Here is a 26,856-nt window from a genome sequence, read left to right as displayed (position 1 = left end):
AACCCTATGTCGAGCAACACCGTCGCCGAATTCGCCGCCGAACTGAACAAGCCCGTCTCGCTGCTGTTGGAGCAGTTTGCCGCCGCTGGCGTGCACAAGCAGGCGGGCAGCGACCCCGTCACCGAGGTGGACAAGCAGCGCCTGCTGGCGTACCTGAAAGCGGCGCACGGCACGCTCGGCCAGGAACGACGCAAGATCACGCTGACCAAAAAGTCCACCACCGAAATCAAACAAGCCGACGCCACGGGGCGTGCACGCACGATCCAGGTGGAGGTGCGCAAAAAGCGCACCTTCATCAAGCGCGACGACGAGCCCAGCCCGACCCCTGACGCCGCGGCGCAACAAGCGGTCGAGGCCGAAGAGGCCGCGCGCGCCGCCGAGTTGGCCCGGCGCGAGGAGGAAGCCCGTCTGCAAGCCGAGCGTCTGCGGCAGGAGGAGGAAGAACTGGCACGCCGCCGCCGCGAGCGCGAAGAAGCCGAGGCCCGCGCGGCCGAGGAAGCGCGGCTGGCGCGAGAGGCCGAAGCCCGGGCGCGCGCCGAGCGCGAAGCGGCAGCGGCGCGCGCCGCCGCGGCTGCAACCGCCTCCGGCGGCGAGCCGGTGAGCCCCGAGCCGCCGGCCGAGCCTGCGCCAACGCCTGCGGCGCAGCCCAGCGCGGCGCAGCAGGCCGCTGCTGAGCAGCAGCGCCGCCAGCAGGCCGAGCGCGAAGCCGAAGAAGCGCGCGCCCGCGAGCTGGAGGAGCGCCGCCGCAAAGCCTTGGCCGAAGCCGAGGCGATCCGCGCGATGATGGCGCAGCCGCGCAAGGTGCTGGTGGCCAAAAAGCCCGAAGAGCCCAAGCCTGCGGCCGACGCCGCCAAGGCCGGGCTCAAGGGGACGCTGCACAAGCCCGCCTCCACGCCCGCGCGGGGGGCGACGCCGGCGCCGGCACCGGCCAAAAAAGAAGTCAAGTCCGAGGCGCTGTCGTCGTCGTGGAAGGACGAAGCCGGCAAAAAGAAAGACGCCGCCAAGGCCCGTGCCGACGCGGTGGCGGCGCGCAGCAGCGGCAGCTCGTGGCGCGCCGGGCCCAAAGGCAAGCCTGGCAAGGGCGGCCGCGACGACCGCGGCAGCCACCCCACGGCATCGGGCGCCGAGCAGCGCGTGCTGGAGGTGCACGTGCCCGAGACCATCACGGTGGCGGAGCTGGCGCACAAGATGGCGGTCAAGGCCTCCGAGGTCATCAAGGTGTTGATGAAGTTGGGCCAGATGGTCACCATCAACCAGTCGCTGGACCAGGACACCGCGATGATCGTGGTGGAGGAACTGGGCCACAGGGCGGTTGCCGCCACGCTGGACGATCCGGAGGCGTTTTCCGAAGAAGAGGCGGTGCTGTACCAAGGCGAGCCCAAGCCGCGTCCGCCGGTGGTCACCGTCATGGGCCACGTGGACCACGGCAAGACGTCGCTGCTGGACTACATCCGCCGCTCCAAGGTGGCCGCGGGCGAAGCCGGCGGCATCACCCAGCACATCGGGGCGTACCACGTGGAAACGCCGCGCGGCGTCATCACGTTCCTCGACACCCCGGGCCACGAGGCCTTCACGGCGATGCGGGCGCGCGGGGCGCAGGCCACCGACATCGTCATCCTGGTGGTGGCGGCCGACGACGGCGTGATGCCGCAAACGCGCGAGGCGATCAAACACGCCAAGGCAGCCGGGGTGCCCATCGTGGTGGCGCTGACCAAGATCGACAAGCCCGACGCCAACCCGGACAAGGTCAAGCAAGAGCTCGTGGCCGAGGAGGTGGTGCCCGAGGAATACGGCGGCGACTCGCCCTTCATCGGCGTGTCGTCCAAGACCGGCCAGGGTATCGACGAGTTGCTGGAAAACGTGCTGCTGCAGGCTGAGGTGCTGGAGCTCAAGGCCCCGGTGGACGCCAAGGCCAAGGGCTTGGTGATCGAAGCGCGTCTGGACAAAGGGCGCGGGCCGGTGGCCACGGCGCTGGTGCAGTCGGGCACGCTGCGCGTGGGCGATGTGGTGCTGGCCGGCCAGACCTACGGCCGTGTGCGCGCCATGCTGGACGAAAACGGCCGTCAGGTCAAAGAGGCCGGCCCCTCGATTCCGGTCGAAATCCAGGGCCTGGCCGAGGTGCCGCAGGCCGGCGACGAGTTCATGGTGATGGCCGACGAGCGCCGTGCGCGCGAAATCGCCACCTACCGCGCCGGCAAGTACCGCAGCACCAAGCTGGCCAAGCAGCAAGCGGCCAAGCTGGAGAATATGTTTGCCGAGATGACCGCGGGCGAGGTCAAGACCCTGCCCATCATCATCAAGGCGGACGTGCAAGGCTCGCAAGAAGCGCTGTCGGCGGCGCTGCTCAAGCTTTCGACCGACGAGGTGCGCGTGCAGCTCGTCTACGCGGGCGTGGGTGGCATCAGCGAATCGGACGTCAACCTGGCCATCGCATCCAAGGCCATCATCATCGGCTTCAACGTGCGCGCCGACGCCAACGCGCGCAAGGCCGCGGAGTCGGCCGACGTCGAGATCCGCTACTACAACATCATTTACGACGCGGTGGACGACCTCAAGGCTGCCATGGCCGGGCTGCTGTCGCCGGAAAAGCGCGAGGAGGTCATCGGCATGGCCGAGGTGCGCACGGTGTTCGTGGCGTCCAAGATCGGCACCGTGGCGGGCTGCATGGTCACGCAGGGCTACGTCACGCGCAGCGCGCACTTCCGCCTCATCCGCGACAACGTCGTCGTCTACACGGGCGAGCTCGAGTCGCTCAAGCGCTTCAAGGACGATGTGCGCGAAGTCAAAGAGGGCTTCGAGTGCGGCATCAAGCTCAAGAACTACAACGACATCAAGGAAGGTGACGTGCTGGAGTTCTTCGAGATCAAGGAAGTGGCGCGCACGCTGTAAGGAGCCGTCATGCCCAGCCGCAAGGGACCGCACCGCGGCCACAAGGTGGCCGACCAAATCCAGCGCGACTTGAGCGAGCTGATCGCGCGCGAGCTCAAGGACCCGCGCGTGGGCATGGTCACCATCCAGGCCGTCGAGGTCACGCCCGACTACGCGCACGCCAAGGTGTACTTCAGCGTGCTGGTGGGCGACCCGCAGGCCACCGAAGAAGCGCTCAACCAGGGCGCGGGCTTTTTGCGCAGCGCGCTGTTCAAGCGCTTGCACATCCACACCGTGCCCACGCTGCACTTCATCTACGACCGCTCGATCGAGCGCGCCGCCGACCTCAACGCGCTCATCGCCAAGGCCGTGGCCTCGCGCGGCAAGGACGAGGAGGGCGCATGACCGCCGAGCCCCGTGCACGGGTGCCGCGGCGCCCCGTGCATGGGGTGCTGTTGCTGGACAAACCCGCGGGCATGTCCGCGCAGGCGGCCGTGTCCAAAGTCAAATGGCTGCTGGGGGCCGAAAAAGCCGGCCACACCGGCACGTTGGACCCGCTGGCCAGCGGGCTGCTGCCGGTGTGTCTGGGCGCCGCCACCAAGTTCGCGCAAGTCCAGCTCGACGCCGACAAGGTCTACGAAGCCACGTTGCGGCTGGGTGTGCGCACCCGCACCGGCGACGCCGAAGGGGAGGTGGTGGCCACCGCCGCCGTCGATCCCGCCCTGCTGACCCCTGCGCAGCTGCACGTCGTCGCGCAGCGCTTCACAGGCACGATCGAACAGGTGCCGCCGCTGCACAGCGCGCTCAAAAAAGACGGCAAGCCCTTGTACGCGTACGCGCGCGCGGGCCTGGAGGTCGAGCGTGCGCCGCGGGCGGTGACCATCCACACGCTCACGCTCACGGCGGTGCCCGACGACCCCACGGCGCTGCACCTGCACGTGCGCTGCAGCAAAGGCACCTACGTGCGCACGCTGGCCGAAGACATCGGCCAGGCGCTGGGTTGTGGCGCGCACCTGGCGGCGCTGCGACGCCTGGCCACGGGGCCTTTGCAGCTGGCGCAGGCCGTGGCCATCGAAGCGCTCGAAGCGCTGGCGCCGCCCGAGCGGCTGCGGCTGTTGCGTCCGCCCGAAGTGTTGCTGCACGGCTGGCCCGAAGTGGTGCTGGACGAGGCCGAAGCGGGCCGCTTCCTCACCGGGTTGCGCCGCCGTGGCCGCTGGCCCGACGCCGCGCACGTGGCCGTGTTCGGTGCGCGCCCGCGCGCGTTGCTGGGCACTGCGCGCTGCGTGGGCGGCGAACTGATCCCCATCCGGCTGCTGGCGCCCACCGAGATCGCCCAGTGGCTGACCCAATCGACCGCATCATGACACGACCGATACGCAACATCGCCATCATCGCCCACGTGGACCATGGCAAGACCACGCTGGTGGACCAACTGCTGCGCCAAAGCGGCACCTTCCGCGACAACCAGCAGGTGGGCGAGCGCGTGATGGACAGCAACGACCTGGAGCGCGAGCGCGGCATCACCATCCTGGCCAAAAACTGCGCGGTCCGTTGGAAGAGCACGCACATCAACATCGTGGACACGCCCGGTCACGCCGACTTCGGTGGCGAGGTCGAGCGGGCGCTGTCGATGGTGGACGGCGTGCTGCTGCTCATCGACGCGCAGGAAGGGCCGATGCCGCAGACGCGCTTCGTGACCAAGAAGGCGTTGGCGTTGGGCTTGAAGCCCATCGTCGTCGTCAACAAGGTGGACAAGCCCGGCGCGCGGCCCGACCACGTCATCAACGCGGCCTTCGACCTGTTCGACAAGCTCGGGGCCACCGACGAGCAGTTGGACTTTCCCGTGGTGTACGCCTCGGGCCTCAACGGCTGGGCGTCGCTGACCGAAGGCGAGCCCGGCCAAGCCTGGGGCACCGACATGGGGCCGCTGTTTGAGACGATTCTGCAGCACGTTCCGGTGCACCAAGGGGACGTCGACGCCGCGCTGCAGTTGCAAATATCGTCGCTGGACTACTCCAGCTACGTGGGGCGCATCGGCGTGGGCCGCATCAACGCCGGCACGCTGCGCCCCGGCATGGAGGTGCTGGTGTGCGAGGGGCCCGACGGCCCGCGCCGCAAAGGCCGCATCAACCAGGTGCTGAAGTTCCAAGGGCTGGAGCGGGTGCTGGCCGACAGCGCCGGGCCGGGCGACATCGTGCTCATCAACGGCATCGAGGACATTGGCATTGGCGTGACCGTCACCGATCCGCTCGACCCGCGACCGCTGCCGATGCTCAAGGTGGACGAACCCACCTTGACGATGAACTTTTGCGTCAACACCAGCCCGCTGGCGGGGCGCGAGGGCAAGTTCGTCACCAGCCGGCAGATTTGGGATCGGCTGCAGCGCGAGCTGCAAAGCAACGTGGCGCTGCGCGTGCGCGAAACCAGCGAAGACGGCGTGTTCGAGGTGAGCGGCCGCGGCGAGCTGCACCTGACGATCCTGCTGGAAAATATGCGCCGCGAGGGCTACGAGCTGGCGGTGTCGCGGCCGCGCGTGGTGTTGCGGGACATCGACGGCGTGCGCCACGAGCCCATCGAGCTGCTGACCGTGGACGTGGAAGAGCAGCACCAAGGCGCCGTGATGCAGGCGCTGGGCGAGCGCAAGGGTGAGCTGGTCAACATGGAGCCCGACGGGCGCGGGCGCGTGCGGCTGGAGTACCGCATTCCGGCGCGCGGGCTGATCGGCTTCCAGACGGAGTTTTTGAACCTGACGCGCGGCACGGGCCTGATGTCCAACATCTTCGATGGCTACGAGCCTTACAAGGGCGAGATCGCCGGGCGTAAAAACGGCGTGCTCATCAGCCAGGACGACGGCGAGATCGTCACCTACGCGCTGGGCAAGCTGGACGACCGCGGGCGCATGTTCGTCAAGCCCGGCGACCCGGTGTACGAAGGCATGATCATCGGCATCCACAGCCGCGACAACGATCTGGTCGTCAACCCGGTGCGCACCAAGCAACTGACCAACTTCCGTGCCAGCGGCAAGGACGAGGCGATCAAGCTCACCCCGCCGATCGAGCTGACGCTGGAGTACGCGGTGGAGTTCATCGCCGACGACGAACTGGCCGAAATCACCCCCAAGAGCATCCGGCTGCGCAAGCGGCTGCTCAAAGAACACGAGCGCAAGCGCGCCAGCCGGGAGGGCGTATGAGCGAATTGGTCCATCTCGAGCGCACGCCCAATGGGGTGGGGCGCATCACGCTTGCCCGCCCCAAGGCGCTCAACGCGCTGGACCTGGGCATGGTGCGTGCGCTGACGCAGGCGTTGCTGGCGTGGCGCGACGACCCCAGCGTGGTGGCGGTGGCCATCCGCGGCACATCCAAGGAAGGGCCGTTTGGCGCCTTCTGCGCCGGGGGCGATATCCGCTTTTTCCACCAAGCGGCGCTGGCGGGCGACGCGCGGCTGGAGGATTTTTTCACCGAAGAGTACGCCCTCAACCACCTGATCCACACCTACCCCAAGCCCTACATCGCCTTCATGGACGGGGTGGTGATGGGCGGCGGCATGGGCATCAGCCAGGGCGGGCGCTGGCGCATCGTCACCGAGCGCACCAAGATGGCCATGCCCGAGACCAACATCGGCCTGTTTCCCGACGTGGCGGGTGGCTACTTCCTGAGCCGCTGCCCCGGGCACGTGGGCGAATACCTGGGCTTGACGGGCGCGGTTATCGGCGCGGACGCCGCGCTGGCGTGGGGGTTGGCCGACCGCGCCGCGCCGGCGGCCGACCTGCCGCGCGCGTGGGATGCGCTGGCCCAGCTTGACGCCGACAGCCCGGCGGCGTTCGACGCCGCGTGGGCGGCGTGGATGGACGCTGCGGGCTGGCGGTCCGCACCGGCCGCCGGCGCTGCGCCGCTTGCGCCGGAGGTGCAGGCGGCCTTCGCGGCGCCGGACGTGGCGGGCATCGTGGCGGCGCTTGAGGCCGCTGGCACCGACGCCGCCCGGCACACACTGACCGTGTTGCGGCAGCGCTGCCCGCTGATGGTGCACGTGGTGTTGCAGCAAATCCGGCGGGCGCGCGGCATGGCGCTGGCCGACGAGCTGCGCATGGAGCGCGACCTGGTGCGCCACTGCTTCCACCCGCACCACCTGGGCCGCAGCCCCGCGCAAAGCGAGACGGTGGAGGGCATTCGGGCGCTGGCGGTGGACAAGGACCACCAACCGCGCTGGAACCCGGCACGCCTGGAGGATGTGACGCCGGCGATGGTGGAGCCGTTTTTCGTCAGCCCCTGGCCAGCCCACGCGCACCCGTTGCGCGACTTGGCTTGAACCCGAAGCCGCCGCGTGCCGCGCCTGCGGTGCGGCGGCGGGCCTGCGCTGCCGGGGAGCGTGGACGTTAGCGCGTGCGCTGTTTGAGCGCGCGCTCCACCTCACGCTTGCCTTCGCGCTCCTTGATGGCGTCGCGCTTGTCGTGCTGGGCCTTGCCGCGCGCCAGGGCGATTTCGCACTTCACACGACCGTTTTTCCAGTGCAGGTTCAGCGGCACCAGCGTGTAGCCCTTTTGCTCCACCTTGCCGATCAGGCGGCGGATTTCGTCCTTGTGCATCAGCAGCTTGCGCGTGCGTGCGCTGTCGGCGCGGATGTGGGTGGAGGTGCTGCGCAGCGGGTGGATCAGGCAGCCGATCAAAAACAGCTCGCCGTCGCGTACCACCACATAGCCCTCGGTGAGCTGCACCTTGCCCTCGCGGATGGCCTTGACCTCCCAGCCCTGCAGCACCACGCCGGCCTCGAAGCGCTCTTCGATGTGGTAGTTGAAGAAGGCCTTTTTGTTGTCGGCGATCAGCGCGGGCTGAGGTTTGCGGTTCGGAGCACTCATGGGGCCTACAATCGGGCAAGACCCGCGATTGTATGAAACCCAAGACCGTGCGCAAATCGGTGCTGGTGTGGCACAGCGCCGAACAGATGTTCGACCTCGTCAGCGACGTGGAGCACTACCCGGCCTTTTTGCCGTGGTGTGAATACGGCCGCGTCCTCGAGCGCACCCCGGATGGCATGGTGGCGTCGATCGGCATGGCGTTTGGCGGCGTGCACAAGAGCTTCACCACCCGCAACGTCCACGAGCCTGGCCGGCGCATTCGGCTCACGCTGGTCGATGGGCCGTTTTCGCAACTGGAGGGCGACTGGACCTTCACCCCCTTGGGTGACGGGGCTGGCGGCCAGCCGGCCGCGTGCCGCATCGACTTCGTGCTGACGTACGGCTTTTCCAGCAGCGTGCTGGCGGCGCTGGTGGGGCCGGTGTTCGACCGCATCGCCAACACGTTGGTGGACGCTTTCGTCAAGCGCGCCGACCAATTGCACGGCATGCAGGGGTAGGGCGGCATGCAGGTGGAGCTCGTCTGGGCCGAAGCGCCGCGCCGTGTGCGCGTGGTCACGCTGACGCTGCCGCCAGGGACCACCGTGGCGCAGGCCCTGCAGGCCAGCGGCTGGCCGGTGGGCGAGGCGCTGGCCCAGGGGCGGCTGGGCTTGAGCGTGTGGGGGCGCAAAGCGGCGCTGGACACCCCGCTGCGCGACGGCGACCGGCTGGAGCTGACCCGGCCGTTGCGCGTGGACCCCAAGGTGGCGCGGCGCGAGCGCTTTGCCCGCCAGGGCGCGCGAGCCCCGGGGCTGTTTGCGCGCCGCCGCCCATGACCGGGCTGATGGCCGACGCCACAAGGGCCCCGGTACAATAGCGTTTTTGGAGCCAACCCCATGCGCCTGCTCGGAAAAGCCCTGACGTTCGACGACGTCCTGCTCGTTCCCGCCTACTCGCAAGTTCTGCCCAAAGATACGTCGCTGGCCACGCAGCTCACCCGCGACATCCGCCTGAACCTGCCGCTGGTGTCGGCGGCGATGGACACGGTCACCGAAGCGCGGTTGGCCATCGCCATCGCCCAGGAAGGCGGCATCGGCATCATCCACAAAAACCTGTCGGTGCAGGAGCAGGCCGCGCAGGTGGCCAAGGTCAAGCGCTACGAGTCGGGCGTGTTGCGCGACCCCGTCGTCATCAGCCCCGACACCACCGTGCGTCAGGTGGTCAAGCTGTCCGACGAGCTGGGGGTGTCCGGTTTTCCGGTGGTGCAGGCGGGCAAGGTGGTGGGCATCGTCACCGGTCGCGACCTGCGCTTCGAAACCCGCATGGACGCGCCGGTGCGCGAGATCATGACCCCGCGTGAGCGGCTGGTCACCGTGCCCGAAGGCACCACCCCCGAGGCCGCCAAGGCGCTGCTGAACAAACACAAACTCGAGCGGCTGCTGGTGGTCAACGACGCGTTCGAGCTCAAGGGCCTGATCACGGTCAAGGACATCACCAAGCAGCTCAACTTCCCCAACGCCGCGCGCGACGACAACGGCCGCCTGCGCGTGGGCGCGGCGGTGGGCGTGGGGCCCGGCACCGACGAGCGCGTCGAAGCGCTGGTCAAGGCCGGGGTGGACGTCATCGTCGTCGACACCGCGCACGGCCACAGCAAAGGCGTGCTCGACCGCGTGCGTTGGGTCAAGCACAACTTCCCGCAGGTGCAGGTGGTGGGCGGCAACATCGCCACCGGCGAAGCCGCGCGCGCCTTGGTGGACGCCGGGGCGGACGCGGTCAAGGTGGGCATTGGGCCAGGGTCGATCTGCACCACGCGCATCGTGGCCGGCGTGGGCGTGCCGCAAATCACCGCCATCGACAACGTGGCGCAGGCGCTCAAGGGCACGGGCGTGCCGCTGATTGCCGACGGCGGCATCCGCTACAGCGGCGACATCGCCAAGGCGCTGGCGGCGGGCGCGCACACGGTGATGATGGGCGGCATGTTCGCCGGCACCGAGGAGGCCCCCGGCGAAGTGATCCTGTACCAGGGCCGCAGCTACAAGAGCTACCGCGGCATGGGCTCCATCGGCGCGATGAAAGCGGGCAGCGCCGACCGCTACTTCCAGGAAAACGACGAAGCGGCCAACCCCAACGCCGACAAGCTGGTGCCCGAGGGGATCGAAGGCCGCGTGCCGTACAAGGGGTCGGTGGTGGCCATCATCTTCCAAATGGCCGGTGGCGTGCGTGCCGCGCTGGGTTATTGCGGCTGCGCCAGCATCGCCGAGCTGCACGAAAAGGCCGCGTTCGTGCAAATCACCGCCGCGGGCATCCGCGAAAGCCACGTGCACGACGTGCAAATCACCAAGGAAGCGCCCAACTACCGGCTCGACTGACCGCGCATCTCGCCAAGGGCCGCCGTTGGGCGGCCCTTCGCTTTTGCAGCCTCCCGCAGCACCCCCAACGACGCCATGAACCACGACAAGATCCTCATCCTCGACTTTGGCTCCCAGGTCACGCAGCTGATCGCGCGGCGCGTGCGCGAGGCGCACGTGTACTGCGAGGTGCACCCGTGCGACGTCAGCAGCGAGTGGGTGCGCGCCTACGCCGCCGACGGGCGCCTCAAAGGCATCATCCTGTCGGGCAGCCACGCCAGCGTTTATGAGGTCGACGACCGTGCCCCCGACGCCGTGTTTGAGCTGGGCGTGCCGGTGCTGGGCATCTGCTACGGCATGCAAACGATGGCGCAGCAACTGGGCGGCAAGGTGCAGGGCTCGAACGTGCGCGAGTTCGGCTACGCCGAGGTGCGCGCGCGCGGCCACACGGCACTGCTGAAAGATATCGCCGACTTCCACACGCCCGAGGGCCACGGCATGCTCAAGGTGTGGATGAGCCACGGTGACAAGGTGGTCGAGCTGCCCCCGGGCTTCAAGCTGATGGCCAGCACCGACGCCTGTCCGATCGCCGGCATGGCCGACGAGACCCGGCGCTTTTACGGCGTGCAGTTCCACCCGGAAGTGACGCACACCGTGCAGGGCAGGGCGATTCTGGAGCGCTTCGTGCTGGACATCTGCGGCGCCACGCCCGACTGGATCATGCGCGACCATATCGAAGAGGCCGTGCAGGCCATTCGCGCGCAAGTCGGCGATGAGGAAGTGTTGCTGGGTCTGTCGGGTGGCGTGGATTCATCGGTGGCCGCGGCGCTGATTCACCGCGCCATCGGTGAGCAGCTCACCTGCGTGTTCGTGGACCACGGGCTGCTGCGCCTCAACGAAGCGGACATGGTCATGGACATGTTCGCCGGCAAGCTGCACGCCAAGGTCATCCGCGTGGACGCCAGCGACCTGTTTTTGCGCGAACTGGCCGGCGTCACCGACCCCGAGGCCAAGCGCAAAATCATCGGCCGCCTGTTCGTCGATGTCTTCAAAGCCGAAGCGGAAAAACTCAAAGCCGCCCGTCCCGGCTCCAAAGGCATCCAATGGCTGGCCCAGGGCACCATTTACCCCGACGTGATCGAGTCGGGCGGGGCCAAGAGCAAGAAGGCCGTCACCATCAAAAGCCACCACAACGTGGGGGGGCTGCCCGAACAGCTGGGCCTGAAGCTGCTGGAGCCGCTGCGCGACTTGTTCAAGGACGAAGTGCGCGAGCTGGGCGTGGCGCTGGGGCTGCCGCACGACATGGTGTACCGCCACCCCTTCCCCGGGCCAGGGCTGGGCGTGCGCATTTTGGGCGAGGTCAAAAAGGAATACGCCGACCTGCTGCGCCGCGCCGACGCCATCTTCATCGAGGAGCTGCGCTCGACCATCGAGCCCCATTCCGGCAAGCCCTGGTACGACCTGGTCAGCCAGGCGTTCGCGGTGTTTTTGCCGGTCAAGAGCGTCGGGGTGATGGGCGACGGGCGCACCTACGATTACGTCGTGGCGCTGCGCGCGGTGCAAACCAGCGACTTCATGACCGCCGACTGGGCCGAACTGCCCTACAGCCTGCTCAAGCGCGTCTCCAGCCGCATCATCAACGAAGTGCGCGGCATCAACCGCGTCACCTACGACGTCAGCTCCAAGCCACCGGCGACGATTGAGTGGGAGTGAGTAAAGGCAATTGCCGGGCATGTGCGATTCGGGTATCTGGTCGTCGCCGATAGAAAACCGGAAGCGCAGAGCACGGCAACAAACAAAAGCGGGGGGCGTTACTGAGGCCCTTGTAGCCGTCCGCCTTGCCCTGCGCCGCCGCGGGTTTGCTGGGGTTTATATTGACGAGCGGCCTGAACCAGTTTGTTGTAGGCGTCGAGGAAGGCGGCGGCGACAATCTTTCCCTGCGGCGTGCTCGCATAGGCGTTGACCCCGGCCACCAGGCCGCCGAGGATGCCAATGCCCGCTCCCAGGTTGTAATTCTTGGCGCTGCCTTGGGCCGCCACGATTTGCGCGCCACTGGCGTTGTCGATGAGACGCAATGTGGTGGAGGCGCCCAGGGCTTGAACTTGCGCTGATGTATCGAGGTTGCTGCCGCGCCGGCCGAACAAACCACCCAGGCCCGTACTCAAGCCAAATCCCGAGGGCTCTGCAAAGGTTACCGTTGGCACCATCGTGTAATCGGCCGCCAGCATTTTGCGATTCGCCGCACCGGCTTGTCCGGTGAGCCCTGCCTCTTTGAGCTGCCGCTCCAGGTCGATCTGGTTGTATGCGCGCCCGCGCTCGACCACGATGAAGCAGTTGGACTGCTGCACCAGCATTTGCACGATGGGCACATACGGATCATCCGCCGCTTCAGCAAAACCGACGGTGCCCAAGGGTTCCGTACAACGCTCGAGTTGCTCGGTTGCCGCAACCGCCTGTTGGCCGCTCGCCGCGCCTTTGGCGATCGGGTCATCTCCGCCCAGGATGGGCGCAGTGGAACAGCCTGTCAGAATAGCCGCGCAGGCAAGGTACAGCGAAGCCCCTTTCCGCATCGTTGCGCTCCCTTAAAACTGATACACGACCCAAGGCGACATCGCGCCACCCTGTTGCACCATGAAGCGGAATTTCTCCCCAGGACTGACCGGGATGAAGGGTTTGCTCTTGGTCACGGTAATGACTGCCCCCGTGTTGGCCGGCGGCTTACAGTAGAACCTGTCGATGTAGGTGGTCGGCCCCCAGCCGCTCGCGATCTGCTTCTGATAGTAGGAAGTCAGCATCACGTTGTTGGACGTGCACTGGATTTGCCCTGTGATGGTCGGGGTGCCGGGAACTGGGCCGCTGTGGGTGATAGAGACGATGGTCGGCACCGCCTGTGCTTGCGCTGCAGCAGCACAGAGCAATGTCCCGATGATCATAGGCGGAGCTCGGTGTTTGAATTGGACTCGATTCATGACGCGATCTCCTCTCTTTCTTGGTCAACCCGCCAAAAGCGGGATTCTTGATTTGTTAAACTTTCCGTGCAGCCCATTTGAACCGCACGGAATCCTGATCTACGGTTATGCGAGCACGGATCCTCGGTGAAAGATGGCCGAATTAATCTTTTGGAAACTCGCAGCGCCAGCACACCTTAGGAGATGGGTCGAGGTCAACTATCTTCTGACCAGGCGGGCATCGGTAATTGGCAGGGGGCTTGCCGACGTAGCACTGGCCGACCGGGTCCCAAGAATTACCCGGGTTCCCGCCTATGTTGATATGGCCTACCCCTGTTGGGGGTTTTATTGCCGATTCGCCCGCGTTAGCGTTACTGCCCATAGTCGGGGTCACCTTTTTGTCCTCGATCGGCGGCGCAACAGGCGGTGAACTCTTGGTTTTGATCGTCAGCCGGTCTGTCGGCCTGCCTGGCACAGCGCCGGTCGTTTCGTCTTCGGTTTCTCCTTTGAGTGTCGGCTTGACCGGCACAGTGTGGGTCGGCGTAGATGTCGGTTGGCCGCCGCCGGCGTTCTCGGCCGCATGAACGGCACCCGCCAACAGCGCAACAGTGATGGCGCTGGCGATGAGTTTGGGCTGCATTTTCATGATGATCTCCTTTTCGGTTGGGTTTGAATCGAATCGGCAGCCGGCGTCGCCGGACTCCCGATACTGAGTCGGAGGTTTGCCGCGAATTCTTCAATCGTGTGGCACCGGTTTTGGTGTCCGCGGCAAAGTGCCGCAGGGTGGGCATTCGCCCGGTGCTTGATGGGCGTCCCGAGCATGTGCGGAGGTGGGTTTGGCGATCACCATGCCGCGCCGGATGTCCTTTTTCTCGATGCCGCGCGCCCCGGCGTCGGGTGCGATGGCGCCGGTGGCGTCGCCCGTTCCCGCTCCGCCGGGTGCGGTCCGCGCCGCGTCGGCCTTGGTCAGCTTGGCACCACTGGCGATGGCGGCGTCGCGTTCAGCAGCGTGCGCGGCGGACAGGGTCACGCCGAGGATGAGGGTTGCGGTCAGAAGACGGAAGACAGTCATGTTGGGGCTCCTCAGGTTGATGGGGTACCTCTGAGTCGGCAGTTCCGACGCTTTTCTTCAATGGTGCTCTCACTAGGGCGACCAACGCAGCAGCCCGCACCCTGTGGCATCGTCACACCCAGCGGGCGGCAGGTCCTGGGCCGTGGCGCACAAGGCAGCCGCATCGGCGGGCTGGCCGCGTGCGAGCCGCTGTGCGATCCAGGCTGCGGCGAACGGCGCGGCATAAGAAGTGCCGGTGAAATACCGGCCACCACCGACGGGGAGCCACAGATCCACCCCAGGCGCAGCGACGAGGATGGCCTGGCCGCGACTCCCCTGCGGCCAGGGCTGGGCAGCGGCATCGACGGCGGCCACGGCAATCACACCAGGGTGCGCTGCCGGCAGGGGCACGGCGCCATTGGGTCCGCCATTGCCTGCGGCAGCGACGAAAGCCCGCACCTTCGGCAGCACACGGTCGAGCACGCGGGTGAGGACAGGATTGGGGGGTGTGCCGAGACTTGTGAGGATGACTTCGGCGCGGCGCTTGACCAGCCCATCGAGCGCGCGGGCCAATGTCACCAAGTCGCTGCGTTCATGGCCATTCTGGTGTGGCGAAAGAATGGCCGCCCACACCAACTCGGCACCCCGCGCCAGACCGGGGAAGCCCGTCTCGGGCCGGCAAGCCAGTTCACAGGCGATGGCGCTGGCGTGCGGACTTTGACCGGTGTCCGTAAAGCGCTGCAGATCGAACGACGCCGCGTCCAAGGGGGCGTTGGCGTCGGGTGCGCCATCGATGACACCGATGCGCACGGGTTGAGGCAAGCGCTGCACCGCCGTTGCGCGAACCAGTTCGTGCGCGTACTGCCGGCCTGCCGCGCCCGGGCTGGCTGCTGTGTGCTCGGTCTGGAGCGTATCGACGTAGCTGTTGCGTGCGAAGGAAATTTGGGGAAAAGACTGGCGGGCCTGTGCCAGGAGCTTGTCTGCCTCCTCTTCGTCCACCGCAAACAGGACGAGCCGCAACCCGAGCGAGGACAGCGGATGGTCTGCCAAGACCCGAGCTTGCATGGCCCGCGCAACTTCTTCCGGCGCGAGCGCGACTTCGTCTTCAGCCCAAACGGCGACGACTTGGCCCGCGACGACGTTCGAGACCGTGTCGGACGTAGCACGCCCGAGCAACGCGGCGACGCCGCTGACGAGACTTCTCAGGTCGACTTGGATGCCAATGCCGACACCCGCTGAACCACCGCGCGAGGGCTGGCCTTTCGGCGGCTCGACCTGCCCGATCGCGGTTCCGCAAAGACTCGCCCCCAACAGGAGCGCGGTGACGACCCGTTTCATCGCGAGACACTTTCGACAATCGGCAGGGCGCGCAAAACCTTTTCTGCTTCGTCGGCGGATGCGGGCACAGCAATGGTCCAGACGCCCAGACGCCCTGGGCCCGCGACGATCTCGGCGTCGATGGGCGACAGCGCCGCCCGCACCTGCGCGAGGGTGGCCTGATCGGAGAACACCACTTGGAGCCGCACGCGTGCGGCGGCCTTGGCGGTGCTTTCTTCGGCACCCAAAGGCACGACGGCCGTATCGGCACGCCAGGGCTCGGGAGCGACGACGGTCATGAGGATCGCGGCCGTTGCAGCACCCATGCCATAGGCCATCAGCGCCCACCACCATGGCCTTCCCCCTTGGGAGCGGCGGTTTTGGGCACGATCCCATTCGCGCTCCGCGTCGATCCGGGCGGCCACGCGTTGCCAGTTACGCTCGTGATCGAACGGGGGTGCCGCGCCTTCGAGCTGTTGCCGGATGCGATCGAGCCACTGGATTTCTCCGGGACTGGCGCTGGGCCGCTCACCCGTGGGTTGAGAGGGAGTGTTCGTCATAACACTGAGTCGGCTTTTGGGCTGGCTTTCTTCAATCCGAGGGCTTCGGTCAGGCACAGCTTCAGCTTGCGCTTGGCGTGATGAATTCGTGTGGCGACGGTGTTGTCCGGCACCCCTTGGAGCTGGGCGATTTGCTGCAAAGGAAGGCCTTCGAGCAGGAACAGGTGCAAGCTTTCCCGCTGGGGGACGGGTAAGGTCTGCATGCACCGATCGACCATTTCCCAAGTCTGGTGCTCGGCCAACCATTCAAACGGCGTGGGGCCGGGATCGACCAGGGTATCGGTGAGCACGTCATCGATGGCCTCCTCCGCGCGTGCACCTCGGGCACGCAGGAGGTCCAGGGCCTTGTGGCGGACGATGCCCAAAATCCAGGTTCGCACGCTGGAGCGGTTGGCGAACTTCGAGGCCGATCGCCAAACCTCGTAAAACGCCTCGGCCACGGCATCGTCGGCGTCCGCCGGGTTTCCAAGCAGGCGCAGTGCAAACGTATATGCCGCACGGGCATGTCGCTCATGCAGGCTTCGCAAAGCGTGGCTGTCGCCCTTGGCGCAGGCAGCAACGATGGCGTGGTCGTCCATGGGATGGCGCAGGGTTTCGATGACCGCTCCAAAGTGTAGGCGGACATGCTCTCGCGCTGCAAGAAGAACAGGGGTTTTGCTGGGAGGCGGCCGCGTCAAGATCGTGGCGCAGCAGTCCAGCAAGGCCCGGGTGACGCGGGGCAAGTCGCGCTGGCAGTCATGACTTGGAAGACCTTTTACAATCCCCCAGCGTTGCAGAGAACGCTTGGCTGCCACAGCCCAGCACCAAACCGCCCCCGACACGAAAGCAGTGCATGGAGCAGGGTGCCATCGTCGAAACCGACGACAAGTACATGGCCGAAGCGCTCGCGCTGGCACGGCAGGCGGCCGGGGCGGGCGAGGTGCCGGTAGGCGCCGTCGTGGTGTGCAACGGGCGCATCGTCGGGCGCGGTCACAACCAGCCGGTGGGCAGCCATGACCCGACGGCGCACGCCGAGGTGTTGGCCTTGCGCGAGGCCGCCCGCACGTTGGGCAACTACCGGCTGCCGGGGTGCGTGTTGTACGTGACGGTGGAGCCGTGCGCCATGTGCGCGCAGGCGGCGCTGCACGCGCGGCTGGCGCGGGTGGTGTACGGGGCGGCGGAGCCGCGCACCGGGGCGGCGGGGTCGGCGGTGGACCTGTTTTCGGTGCCGGCGCTCAACCCACACACCCAGGTGACGGCCGGGGTGCGCGCCGACGAAGCAGCAGCGCTGATGCGGCAATTTTTTGCCCAGCGGCGCGCCCAGCAGCGTGCGCGGGCCGAACCGCTGCGCGACGATGCACTGCGCACGCCGCCCGAGCGCTTTGCCGGGGTGTGGGCGCAGGCCGAGGCGCGTTGGGGGTTGCGCCAAGCCCAGCACAGCCGCACGTGGCAGGCCCTGGATGCCTTGCAGGGCTTGCGCTTGCACGCCCTGGATGTGGGGAGCCGTGATGCCCCCGTGCCGTGGTTGTGTGTGCACGGCCCCGACGCATGGTGGCCGCAGTGGTTGCCGTGGATGGGGGCGGCGGTGGCGCGCGGTGAGCGCGTGTTGGTGCCGGACCTGATCGGCTTTGGCCAAAGTGACAAGCCCAAAAAAGCCGCCTGGCACACGCCGCAGCGCCACGCGCAGATCGTCGTGCAGTGGCTCGACGCGCTGCTGCCACCGCAGGGGCCGGTGCGCGTGGCATGGGCGCCGGGGACGCACTGGCTGGCGCGGGCGCTTCGCACCGCCTTGGCCGAACGCGTGGTGCTGGAGCAGGACGTCCCCGCGCACGCGCTGCTGGCGCTGCCCCCGGACTGGGCCGACGTCCCGTACCCGGACCGCGGCCACCGCGCCGGGCCGCAGGCGGTGCGGGCCTGGGGCGGATAATGCGGGTCATGCCATTCCTTTACGTTTATTCCCCCAGTGGGGCGGTGCGGGACCGCGTGGCGTTTCGGCGTGCCATGCGACGCTTGCAGGCCCAAGGCTACGACGTCCAGGTGGACCCTGCTGCGCTGGCGCGCCACCAGCGCTTTGCCGGCCATGACGACGAGCGCCTGGCCGCCATCGCGCGCGCGGCGGTCAGCGGCGCCGATGTTGCCATGACCACCCGCGGCGGCTACGGTTTGACGCGCTTGCTGCCCCGGCTGCCCTACGAAGCTATCGACGCCGCCGCGCGCCGTGGCATGGTGTGGGTGGGCTTGAGCGACTTCACGGCGTTGCAACTGGCGGTGTTGGCGCAGCGCGGCACGCCCACGTGGGCCGGGCCAGCGGTGATGGAAGATTGGGCGGGTGATGCTGTGGACGACATCACGCAGGCGTGTTTCGACGACGTGGCGCACGGTGTGGCCGAAGGCACGGGCTGGCGGCTGCCGGCCGAAACGCTGCACGCCCACCCCGCGCTGGCGCAGGGCTGGCACGTGCACGATGCGGTGCTGTGGGGGGGCAACCTGTCCATGTTGTGCAACCTGGTGGGCACACCGTACCTGCCAGCGGTGCAGGGTGGGGTGCTGTTTTTGGAAGATGTGGGCGAGCACCCCTACCGCATCGAGCGCATGCTGACCCAGCTGCTGCTGGCCGGGGTGCTGGGGGCGCAGCGGGCCATCGTGCTGGGGGCGTTCAACCGCTACACGCTGACCCCGCACGACCGTGGCTTCAAGCTGGCGACGGTGGTGGCGTGGCTGCGCGCGCAGCTGCCTGAGGTGCCCGTGTTGACCGGGCTGCCCTTTGGTCACGTGCCCACCAAGGTGATGCTGCCCGTGGGGCGCCGCGTGGATCTGACCGTGCAGGGCCGCGAAGCCCTGCTGCTGTGGGGTTGAGGCGGGGGGCTGGCGCGGTTTACGTCGCCGCCGCGACGGTATCGCTGGCTTCGGCCACGCGCTGCTGGATGTGTTGCAGCGCCTCGGCCACCTGGTCCACGAGAATCAGGCACAGGTCGCCCGGTTGCAGGCGTTGCAGGGCCGTGTCGATGGCCGCGAACTCCCCGCGCACCGCGGTTTGCCAGCGTGTGCGCGGCGCGCCCTGCAACCCACGCTGCAGCAGCGCGATCGTCTCGCCATCGGCGCGGCCACGTTGACAGGCGTCTTCGAACAGCACCACCTCGTCAAACGTCTGGCCGACCAGCCGTCCTTGTTCGATGATGTCTTGGTCGCGCCGGTCGCCGGCGGCGCTGATGACGACGACGCGCTTGCCCGCGGGCATGGCCTCCACGGTGCGGCACAGCGCCGCGATGGCGTCGGGGTTGTGGCCATAGTCCGCGACCAGGCTGGCGCCGCGGTAGCTGAAGCGGTTGAAGCGCCCGGGCACCGCCTGCGCGGTGGCTTCGAACGTGCGCAGCCCTTCGACGACGGCCGACCACGACACGCCCGCGCCCCAGGCGGCGGCAATCGCCGCCATCGCGTTGTCGACTTGGAATGGGATGCGCCCCGCGTCGGTCAACGGAATGTCGGCCAAGGGCAGCCGCATGTGCCAACCCCCTTCGGCCGCCACGATGGCGTCATGGTCCACAAACACCACCCGCCGACCCAGCGCGCGGTGGGTGGCGACCACCGGGTGGTGCGCGTCCGGCCCGAAGTAAATGACGGGTGCGGGCGACAGGGGGGCCATGGCCACGCAGTGCGGGTCGGCGGCGTTGAGCACGGTCCAGCCGTTGGGCGCGACGTTTTGCACGATGACGCGCTTGAGCACGCCCACGTCTTCGGCGGTGGTGATGTAGTTCAGGCCCAGGTGGTCGCCCGTGCCGATGTTGGTCACCACCCCGACGTGGCAGCGGTCAAACGCCAGGCCTTCGCGCAGGATGCCGCCGCGCGCCGTTTCCAGCACCGCCGCGTCCACGTCGGGGTGGGCCAGCAGCCGCCGTGCGCTTTTGGGGCCCGAGCAGTCACCGGTGTCGATGGCGCGGCCTTGCACATACACGCCGTTGGTGTCGGTGAAGCCCACGCGCCAGCCGTGGCGCTGCATCAGGTGCGCGGTCAGGCGCACCGTGGTGGTCTTGCCGTTGGTGCCGGTGACGGCCACCAGCGGAATGCGTCCGTCTTGCCCCGGGGCGAACATGTGGTCGATGATGGCCTGGCCCACGTCGCGCCCCTTGCCGTACGAGGGGCTGAGGTGCATGCGCAGGCCCGGCGCGGCGTTGACTTCGACGATGCCACCCTGCTGTTCTTCGAGCGGGCGCGCCACCGTCTGGCACACGACATCCACTCCGCACACGTCCAGCCCGACGGTCATGGCCGCCAGGATGGCACGCTGGGCCACGTCGGGGTGAACTTCGTCGGTGACGTCGGTGGCCGTGCCACCGGTGGACAGGTTGGCGTTGTTGCGCAGCACGACGCGCTGCCCCAACGCCGGCACGTCGTCGGGGGTGAGGCCCTGTTGCGCCAGACGCTCCAGGGCGATGGCGTCGAGCCGAATGCGGGTCAGCGGGGTGGCGTGGCCGTCGCCGCGGCGCGGGTCGGCGTTGACGCGCTCGACCAGCTCGCGCACCGTGTGCACACCGTCGCCGATGACCAACGGCGGGTCACGCCGCGCCGCGGCCACCAGCCGGTTGCCCACCACCAGCAGGCGAAAGTCGATGCCCGGCAGGTAGCGCTCGATCATCACCTCGGAGCCGTAGCGGGCCGCTACTTCGTAAGCGGCCAGCACCTGCTCACGGGTGCTCACGTTGACGGTGACGCCCTTGCCTTGGTTGCCGTCGCGCGGCTTGACGACGACGGCCCCGCCCAACTCCTGCGCCGCGCGCCAGGCGTCCTCGGCGTCGGCCACCGGGCGGCCCAGCGGCACCGGAACGCCGACCGCGTGCAGCAGCCGCTTGGTCAATTCCTTGTCTTGCGCGATCGACTCGGCGATGGCGCTGGTGCTGTCACATTCGGCGGCCTGGATGCGCCGCTGTTGGCTGCCCCAGCCCAGCTGCACCAGGCTGCCCGTGGTCAGGCGGCGGTACGGGATGCCGCGGCGCACGGCGGCTTCCACGATGGAGCCGGTGGAGGGCCCCAGGCGCAGGTCTTCGTCCAGCTCACGCAGGTGCGCCAGCACCGCCTGCAGGTCGAACGGGGTGTCATCCTGAGCGGCCTGCAGCAGCTGCAGCGCGGCGTCGAACGCGGCGCGCCCGACGTCCTCGACCCCGTACTCCACCACCACCTGGAACACGCCAGGCTCGGGCGCCGCGATCGTGCGCGAAAAGCTCACCGCGCAGCCGGCTTCGGTTTGCAGCGCCAGCGCGGCCACCTCCAGCGCATGGGCCATCGTCAGCACGCCATCGGTGCTGGGCTGAGGCAACGCGCCCAGTTGCGGAAAGCGCTGACGCAGCCGCTCATCAAAGCCGGGCAGGCGGCGCACGTCGCACTCGTGCGGCTCGCATGTCACGGTGGCTTCCAGCGCCGTGTGGCGGCTCCACAGGTTGGGCCCGCGCAGAGCCCGCAAACGGTTGACCTTCATGGGACGGTTCCGGTGGGTCGAAAACAGAACGGGGCGATCAGAGGTCGGGCACTTCGGCCGCGGCGACCTCCAAGCCCGCGCGAATCAGCTCCGGGCTGAGTTCCAGCGCCAGGGCCGCGCCGGTGGCCGCCAGCAGCGCCGGCAAGCCCACACGCTGCACCAGCGCTTGCACGCCCGCGTGCTGCAGCGGCACCAGCGGCTGCACGTTGCCACCCTGGGCCACGACCACGTGCCCATCTTCCACGGTGACAAAGCGGCCGCCCTGCGCCACGTGCTCGGCGCGCAGCAGGTGGTCGGGGCGCTCGCTGTACAGCAACACGGCTCCGTCGGACAGCTCAGCCAGCCCGGCGCACACCTCGCAGTCGGCGTTGAGCACGGCGCAGCCCTCGGGCAGCACCACATCCACCTGGGTGCGCAGCACCTTGCGCATTTGCTCTTGCGTGGTGATGTAGTGGTCGTGCAGGCCCTGGGGTACGGGCACGTCGGTGACGACGCCAATCAGGCAGCGGTCGTAGGCCAACCCTTCGTCCAGGATGCTGCGTGGGGAGCTTTCGATGACCGCCGCCTGCACGCAGCGGTTCATCAGCACACGCTGGCCCGCTTCCCACGCTGATGGGGCGCCGGCCGTGGGCACGGGTTGCATGTTCAGGTAAAGGCGGCCTTCGCACGCCACGCCGGTGGCCAGGTTGGCGCGGTGCAGCAGCCACCCGATCAGGCGCGCCACCGCCGCCGTGGCGCGGGTGCCGCTGACACCCACAATCGGGATACGCCCCGCCACCCCCGGGGGAAACAGGTGCGCCACGATGGCTTCACCCACCGGCCGCGGTTTGCCGTTGGCGGGTTTGAGGTGGGGCAGCAACCCCGGGCCCGCGTTGACTTCGACGATGGCGCCCCCCTGTTCGGCCATGGGGCGGCTGATGTCCTGTACCACCAGGTCGATGCCGGCGATGTCCAGGCCCACCACGCGGGCGGCCAGCGCGGTGAGTTCCGCAATATCGGGGTGCACCAAGTCGGTGACATCGTCGGTCAGCAGCCCGGTGCGTTGCACCAGCACCCGCTGCCCGGCCGCGGGTACGCTGTCAGGTTCCAGCCCCTGGCGGCGCAGCTCCAACATCACGTCGCGGTTTTCTGGCAGGCGGATGGTGTCGAGGGGGTATTCCTCTTCTTCGCCGCGGCGTGGGTCGCTGTTGATGTCGCGCTCGATGAGTTGGCGCACCGTGTGCACACCGTCGCCCGTGATCCACGCGCACTCGCCGCGCGAGGCGGCCACCATGCGCCCGCCCACCACCAGCACGCGGTGCTCGGTGCCAGGGATGTAGCGCTCCACCATCACCTCGGAGCCCTCACGCTCGGCCAGTTCGTACGCGGCGGCCAGCTCCTCACGCGTGCGCACGTCGAGCGACACGCCGCGCGCGTGGTTGGCGTCGGTGGGCTTGACCACCACGGGCAAGCCGATATCCTGCGCTGCGTCCCAGGCGTCGTCCACGCTGCTGACCACGCGGCCTTCGGGCACCGGCACGCCGCACTCGGCCAACAGCCGCTTGGTCAGATCCTTGTCGCGCGAGATGCCCTCGGCGATGGCGCTGGTGCGGTCGGTCTCGGCGGTCCAGATGCGCTTGAGCTGCGCGCCGTAGCCCAGCTGCACGAGGTTGCCACCCTCGATGAGGCGGATGTGCGGAATGCGTCGCGCGGTGGCCGCGTCGACGATGGCCGCGGTGCTGGGCCCAAGCGCCCAGCGGTCCACCAGCGCTTTGAGCTGCTTGACCGCCGCCGCGACGTCGTACGCGCGGCCGTCGATGGCGGCGCACAGCAGGTCGCGCGCGTCCAGCACCGCCTGGCGTGCGACCTCCCACTGCCGTGCGCGGATGACCAGCTTGTACACGCCACGCTGGTCGGTCGAGCGTGTCTGCCCGAAGCCCGTGGGCAGGCCAGCCAGGTTGAGCAGCTCGATGGCGATGTGCTCCATGATGTGGCCGGCCCAGGTGCCCTCACGCAACCGCTGCAAAAAACCGCCGCGCTCGCCCACCCCGCAGTGGTGCTCGATCAGCCCTGGCAGCCAAGCGGTCAGCCGCTCGTACAAGCCCTCGATGGTGTTGGAGGGACGGTCTTCCAGCGCCCCAATGTCCAACACCGCTTCGAGCGCGGCACGGTAGGTCCAGAGGTTGGGGCCACGCAGGTGGCGCAGGCGCAAAATCTCAATGGTTGTGGACATGGATCGCTTTCCTGAGGCGGACCGTAGAATGCGTGGCCCTGCCGCTCGATTCAGCCCCTATTGTCGCGCGTGCGGACCCGTTTGGCCGTGTTACAAGTTTCCGTCGTTTGCAACATGTCGTATCCTCCTCCCGCCGCTGCTGCGTCTGCCCCCGCGTTGCCGCCCGCCTGGCGCGCGACCGTGGCCAGCGCCGGCCCCGACGCCGTGCCCGAGGCATGGCTGCAAACCGACCTGGATGCCGACTTGGCGTTTGCCGACGGGCTGCTGTGGGTGGCGCGCGGGGTGTTGTATTGGGCGCAACGGGCAGGTGCCCAGGTGCAGCGCTGGGTGATGGACGGCACGCTGACACTGCACGAGCATGACCACCACGGCGTGGTGACGTTGCAGTTGGTGCGCCTGGACGCCGAGGGCCAGCCCAGCGAGCGCCTGGCGGTGTGGCACTGCACACTGGGGCGGCAGTTGGCGGCGCGTCGGTTGATCGAGCGGTTGCAAGCGTGGCGCCAGGCTCGGCATGAAGGGGGCGCTGCCGCTGCGGACGACGCCGCCCCGCAAACGCTGCAGTGTCCCGTGTGCGCCAGCCCGATGGAGCCCGACGAAGAGTCATGCAGCGTGTGCACGCAGGTGGTGCAAACCCCGCCAACGACGCGCACGCTGCTGCGGCTGTGGCGGTTTGCCCATCCGTACCGTTGGCAGTTGGCGCTGGGGTTTGCGCTGATGCTGGCCTCCACCGCCGCCACGCTGGTGCCGCCGTACCTGACGATTCCGCTGATGGACGACGTGTTGATCCCGTTTCAGAACGGGCAGCCGGTGGATTGGTGGCTGGTGGCGGCGCTGCTGGGCGGGCTGCTGGGCGCGGCACTGCTGGCGTGGGGGCTGGGTTGGGCCAAAACCTACATCTTGGCGCTGGTGTCGGAGCGCATTGGGGCCGACTTGCGCACCACCACCTACGAACATTTGCTGGGCTTGTCGCTGGAGTATTTTGGCAACCGCCGCACCGGCGACCTGATGGCGCGCATCGGCTCCGAAACCGACCGCATCAACATCTTTTTGTCGCTGCATTTGCTGGACTTCGCCACCGACGTGCTGATGATCCTGATGACGGCGGTGATTTTGTTTTCGATCAGCCCGCCGCTGGCGCTGGCCACGCTGCTACCACTGCCGCTGATCGCCTGGCTGATCCACGTCGTGCGCGACCGGCTGCGCACCGGTTTCGAAAAGATCGACCGCGTCTGGGCCGAAGTCACCAGCGTGCTGGCCGACACCATCCCGGGCATCCGCGTCGTCAAGGCGTTTGCGCAAGAAGCGCGCGAAGCCGAGCGTTTTCGGGAAGCCAACCGGCACAACCTGGCCGTCAACGACCGCCTCAACCGGCTGTGGTCGTTGTTTTCGCCCACGGTGACGCTGTTGACCGAGGTGGGGCTGCTCGTCGTGTGGGGGTTTGGCATCTGGCTGGTGGCGCGTGGGCAAGTCACCGTGGGGGTGCTGTCGGCGTTTTTGGCCTACATCGGGCGCTTTTACACCCGGCTCGACTCGATGAGCCGCATCGTGTCGGTGACGCAAAAGGCCGCCGCCGGCGCCAAGCGGATTTTCGACATCCTGGACCACAAAAGCAGCGTGCCGGAGCCGGCCCAGCCCGTGCCGCTGCCCACCGTGCGGGGGCACCTGCAGCTGCAAGGGGTGACGTTTCGCTACGGCAACCGCACCGTCATTCAGGGGCTGGACCTGGACATTCGCCCCGGCGAAATGGTGGGCCTGGTGGGCCACAGCGGCTCCGGCAAGAGCACGTTGATCAACCTGATCTGCCGCTTTTATGACGTGGCCGAGGGGCGCATCCTGATCGACGGCGTGGACGTGCGCGATGTGCGCGTGGCCGACTGGCGCCGCCACATCGGCCTGGTGCTGCAAGAGCCCTTTTTGTTTTACGGCACGATCGCCGACAACATCGCGTACGGCCGGCCCGACGCCACACGTGAGCAAATCGTGGCCGCCGCGCGCGCGGCGCACGCGCATGAGTTCATCCTGCGCCTGCCACAGGGATACGACACGCTGGTGGGCGAGCGCGGGCAGGGGCTGTCGGGCGGGGAGCGCCAGCGCATCAGCATCGCGCGCGCGCTGCTGATCGATCCGAAGGTGTTGATCCTGGACGAGGCCACGGCCAGCGTGGACACCGAAACCGAAAAAGAAATCCAAAAGGCGCTGGACAACTTGGTGCAGGGCCGCACGACGATCGCCATTGCGCACCGCCTGTCCACCCTGCGGCGCGCGGACCGCCTGGTGGTGATGGACAAAGGCCGCAAAGTGGAAGAGGGCACCCACGATGAGTTGCTGGCGCGCCGTGGCGCGTACTGGCGGCTGTACGAGGCACAGCAGCGCCAAGCCGAGGCCGAGCGCGAGCGCTGGAAGGAGGCGTGACGATGACCGTGGCAGCCCCCGTGGACAACCCGCCCCCGGCCCGCCTGCGCGAAGATGCGCTGGGGCGGCTGCATTGGCGCGGCGACGATGGCCAATGGTGTGGCCCGGTGACCCCGGTGCGGGCGTTCCCCATCCAGGCGCCGCATGGCGAGGTCGCGTTGGTCGGCCCGCATGGGCACGAGGTGGCCTACCTGGCCACCTTGGACGGTCTGTCCGCCGACGACCGGGCGCTGTTGCTGCAACACCTGCAGCGCCATGCTTTTTTGCCGCGCATCACGCGTCTGGTGGAGGTCAGCTCCTTTGCCACCCCCAGCACCTGGACGGTGGACACCGACCGTGGTCGCACACGCTTCGTGCTCAAAGGCGAGGAAGATATTCGCCGCATCGCCCCCGGCGTGCTGCTGGTGCAGGACGCCTACGGCGTGCAGTATTTGATCCGCGACCCGCACACGCTCGACCGCCACAGCCGGCGGCTGCTGGATCGGTTCATGTAGGCGCACGGCGCGGTTGTGCACCCGCAACCCAGCGCAGCACGGGCTGCAGCGCCCCGATGTGGGCGGGCGTCGGCGGGCTTGGGCCATCAACCCGTGAGCTGCTAGCATTGCCCCATGACCAGCCGCCGCAAGCTGCCCATCGGCATCCAGACCTTCGCCAAGATCCGCGGCGAGGGCTGCTACTACGTCGACAAAACCCCGCTGATCGCACGGTTGGCGGAGCAAGGCAGCTTTTACTTCCTCTCCCGCCCGCGCCGCTTTGGCAAGTCGCTGCTGATCGACACCATCGCCGAGGCCTTTGCCGGCCAGCGCGCGCTCTTTGAAGGCGGTGAGGCCGCCGTGGCGCTGGGGGTGGACCCAGCGGTGGCC

At 68.0% G+C, this 26,856-nt stretch carries 24 protein-coding genes; 14 read left to right on the top strand and 10 right to left on the bottom strand.

From position 1 onward, the window contains the following. Nucleotides 1–6: 6 nt before the first annotated feature. From infB to EDC36_RS07340, 5 genes are read left to right on the top strand one after another with little or no spacing between them, the layout of a single operon-like run. Nucleotides 7–2,889, top strand: coding sequence for a translation initiation factor IF-2 (infB, locus tag EDC36_RS07360; RefSeq protein ID WP_132962619.1), 2,883 nt, complete (start codon nucleotides 7–9; stop codon nucleotides 2,887–2,889). Nucleotides 2,890–2,898: 9 nt separating this feature from the next. Beyond that, complete coding sequence (gene rbfA / locus EDC36_RS07355) at nucleotides 2,899–3,273, top strand: 30S ribosome-binding factor RbfA (protein WP_132962618.1); 375 nt, start codon at nucleotides 2,899–2,901, stop codon at nucleotides 3,271–3,273. Then, complete coding sequence (truB, locus tag EDC36_RS07350; protein ID WP_132962617.1) at nucleotides 3,270–4,232, top strand: tRNA pseudouridine(55) synthase TruB; 963 nt, start codon at nucleotides 3,270–3,272, stop codon at nucleotides 4,230–4,232. Before rbfA ends, truB begins: the two co-directional genes overlap by 4 nt. Next, a complete protein-coding gene (gene typA / locus EDC36_RS07345) occupies nucleotides 4,229–6,058 on the top strand; it encodes a translational GTPase TypA (RefSeq protein ID WP_132962616.1) in 1,830 nt (609 codons plus the stop codon). Before truB ends, typA begins: the two co-directional genes overlap by 4 nt. After that, nucleotides 6,055–7,173 carry an enoyl-CoA hydratase/isomerase family protein gene (locus EDC36_RS07340; RefSeq protein ID WP_132962615.1) on the top strand — a complete coding sequence of 373 codons (1,119 nt, stop codon included), beginning with the start codon at nucleotides 6,055–6,057 and terminating at the stop codon, nucleotides 7,171–7,173. Before typA ends, EDC36_RS07340 begins: the two co-directional genes overlap by 4 nt. Nucleotides 7,174–7,240: 67 nt before the next feature. On the opposite strand, the gene smpB is transcribed toward EDC36_RS07340, so the two are convergent. Further along, nucleotides 7,241–7,720, bottom strand: a complete 480-nt coding sequence (gene smpB / locus EDC36_RS07335; protein WP_132962614.1) for an SsrA-binding protein SmpB — start codon at nucleotides 7,718–7,720, stop codon at nucleotides 7,241–7,243. A 32-nt stretch (nucleotides 7,721–7,752) separates the two neighbouring features. Between smpB and EDC36_RS07330 the strand changes: the two genes are divergently transcribed. From EDC36_RS07330 to guaA, 4 genes are all read left to right on the top strand, one after another. After that, nucleotides 7,753–8,217: a type II toxin-antitoxin system RatA family toxin gene (locus EDC36_RS07330; protein WP_132962613.1), complete on the top strand. Its 465-nt coding sequence runs from the start codon at nucleotides 7,753–7,755 to the stop codon at nucleotides 8,215–8,217. 6 nt (nucleotides 8,218–8,223) lie between these two features. Then, the gene (locus tag EDC36_RS07325) at nucleotides 8,224–8,532 is read left to right on the top strand and encodes an RnfH family protein (RefSeq protein ID WP_132962612.1); all 309 of its coding nucleotides are present in this window, start codon (nucleotides 8,224–8,226) and stop codon (nucleotides 8,530–8,532) included. A gap of 60 nt (nucleotides 8,533–8,592) precedes the next feature. Further along, on the top strand, nucleotides 8,593–10,065 hold the full coding sequence (gene guaB / locus EDC36_RS07320; RefSeq protein ID WP_132962611.1) for an IMP dehydrogenase: 1,473 nt from the start codon (nucleotides 8,593–8,595) through the stop codon (nucleotides 10,063–10,065). Nucleotides 10,066–10,140: 75 nt separating this feature from the next. Continuing rightward, on the top strand, nucleotides 10,141–11,757 hold the full coding sequence (gene guaA, locus EDC36_RS07315; RefSeq protein ID WP_132962610.1) for a glutamine-hydrolyzing GMP synthase: 1,617 nt from the start codon (nucleotides 10,141–10,143) through the stop codon (nucleotides 11,755–11,757). Between the two features lie 98 nt (nucleotides 11,758–11,855). On the opposite strand, the gene EDC36_RS07310 is transcribed toward guaA, so the two are convergent. The 7 genes from EDC36_RS07310 to EDC36_RS07285 form a co-directional block, all read right to left on the bottom strand. After that, nucleotides 11,856–12,614, bottom strand: a complete 759-nt coding sequence (locus tag EDC36_RS07310) for a CsgG/HfaB family protein (RefSeq protein ID WP_132962609.1) — start codon at nucleotides 12,612–12,614, stop codon at nucleotides 11,856–11,858. Nucleotides 12,615–12,626: 12 nt separating this feature from the next. Beyond that, nucleotides 12,627–13,013, bottom strand: coding sequence for a hypothetical protein (locus EDC36_RS07305; protein WP_132962608.1), 387 nt, complete (start codon nucleotides 13,011–13,013; stop codon nucleotides 12,627–12,629). A 142-nt stretch (nucleotides 13,014–13,155) separates the two neighbouring features. Continuing rightward, entirely contained in the window at nucleotides 13,156–13,638 is a 483-nt protein-coding gene (locus EDC36_RS07300) for a hypothetical protein (protein ID WP_132962607.1), read from the bottom strand. Nucleotides 13,639–13,728: 90 nt separating this feature from the next. Beyond that, complete coding sequence (locus tag EDC36_RS07295; protein ID WP_132962606.1) at nucleotides 13,729–14,064, bottom strand: hypothetical protein; 336 nt, start codon at nucleotides 14,062–14,064, stop codon at nucleotides 13,729–13,731. Between the two features lie 72 nt (nucleotides 14,065–14,136). Then, the gene (locus EDC36_RS07290; RefSeq protein ID WP_165902831.1) at nucleotides 14,137–15,381 is read right to left on the bottom strand and encodes a S8 family serine peptidase; all 1,245 of its coding nucleotides are present in this window, start codon (nucleotides 15,379–15,381) and stop codon (nucleotides 14,137–14,139) included. Next, the gene (locus EDC36_RS13180; protein WP_165902830.1) at nucleotides 15,378–15,920 is read right to left on the bottom strand and encodes a hypothetical protein; all 543 of its coding nucleotides are present in this window, start codon (nucleotides 15,918–15,920) and stop codon (nucleotides 15,378–15,380) included. Before EDC36_RS13180 ends, EDC36_RS07290 begins: the two co-directional genes overlap by 4 nt. Continuing rightward, complete coding sequence (locus tag EDC36_RS07285) at nucleotides 15,917–16,498, bottom strand: RNA polymerase sigma factor (RefSeq protein ID WP_132962604.1); 582 nt, start codon at nucleotides 16,496–16,498, stop codon at nucleotides 15,917–15,919. The genes EDC36_RS13180 and EDC36_RS07285 overlap by 4 nt, the downstream gene beginning before the upstream one ends. A gap of 254 nt (nucleotides 16,499–16,752) precedes the next feature. Here EDC36_RS07285 and tadA point away from each other — a divergent pair, with 254 nt between their 5' ends. Both tadA and EDC36_RS07275 read left to right on the top strand, forming a co-directional pair. After that, nucleotides 16,753–17,826: a tRNA adenosine(34) deaminase TadA gene (tadA, locus tag EDC36_RS07280; protein ID WP_132962603.1), complete on the top strand. Its 1,074-nt coding sequence runs from the start codon at nucleotides 16,753–16,755 to the stop codon at nucleotides 17,824–17,826. An 8-nt stretch (nucleotides 17,827–17,834) separates the two neighbouring features. After that, a complete protein-coding gene (locus EDC36_RS07275; RefSeq protein ID WP_132962602.1) occupies nucleotides 17,835–18,755 on the top strand; it encodes an LD-carboxypeptidase in 921 nt (306 codons plus the stop codon). A gap of 19 nt (nucleotides 18,756–18,774) precedes the next feature. On the opposite strand, the gene cphA is transcribed toward EDC36_RS07275, so the two are convergent. Together cphA and EDC36_RS07265 are read right to left on the bottom strand one after the other, a co-directional pair. Next, complete coding sequence (gene cphA, locus EDC36_RS07270) at nucleotides 18,775–21,369, bottom strand: cyanophycin synthetase (RefSeq protein WP_132962601.1); 2,595 nt, start codon at nucleotides 21,367–21,369, stop codon at nucleotides 18,775–18,777. Nucleotides 21,370–21,406: 37 nt separating this feature from the next. Further along, the gene (locus EDC36_RS07265; RefSeq protein ID WP_132962600.1) at nucleotides 21,407–23,581 is read right to left on the bottom strand and encodes a cyanophycin synthetase; all 2,175 of its coding nucleotides are present in this window, start codon (nucleotides 23,579–23,581) and stop codon (nucleotides 21,407–21,409) included. Nucleotides 23,582–23,695: 114 nt separating this feature from the next. On the opposite strand from EDC36_RS07265, the gene EDC36_RS07260 reads away from it, so the two are divergent. The 3 genes from EDC36_RS07260 to EDC36_RS07250 form a co-directional block, all read left to right on the top strand. After that, nucleotides 23,696–25,993, top strand: a complete 2,298-nt coding sequence (locus tag EDC36_RS07260) for a cyanophycin metabolism-associated ABC transporter (protein WP_132962599.1) — start codon at nucleotides 23,696–23,698, stop codon at nucleotides 25,991–25,993. Nucleotides 25,994–25,995: 2 nt separating this feature from the next. Continuing rightward, on the top strand, nucleotides 25,996–26,487 hold the full coding sequence (locus tag EDC36_RS07255) for a cyanophycin metabolism-associated DUF1854 family protein (RefSeq protein ID WP_132962598.1): 492 nt from the start codon (nucleotides 25,996–25,998) through the stop codon (nucleotides 26,485–26,487). Between the two features lie 114 nt (nucleotides 26,488–26,601). Further along, nucleotides 26,602–26,856, top strand: a 255-nt coding sequence (locus EDC36_RS07250; protein WP_165902829.1) for an AAA family ATPase, incomplete at its 3' end; no start/stop codon positions are given.

This window comes from Tepidimonas ignava, from assembly GCF_004342625.1.
In the GTDB taxonomy this organism is placed as follows: Bacteria; Pseudomonadota; Gammaproteobacteria; order Burkholderiales; family Burkholderiaceae_C; genus Tepidimonas; species Tepidimonas ignava.
This window is presented reverse-complemented; position numbering and strand designations above follow the sequence as displayed.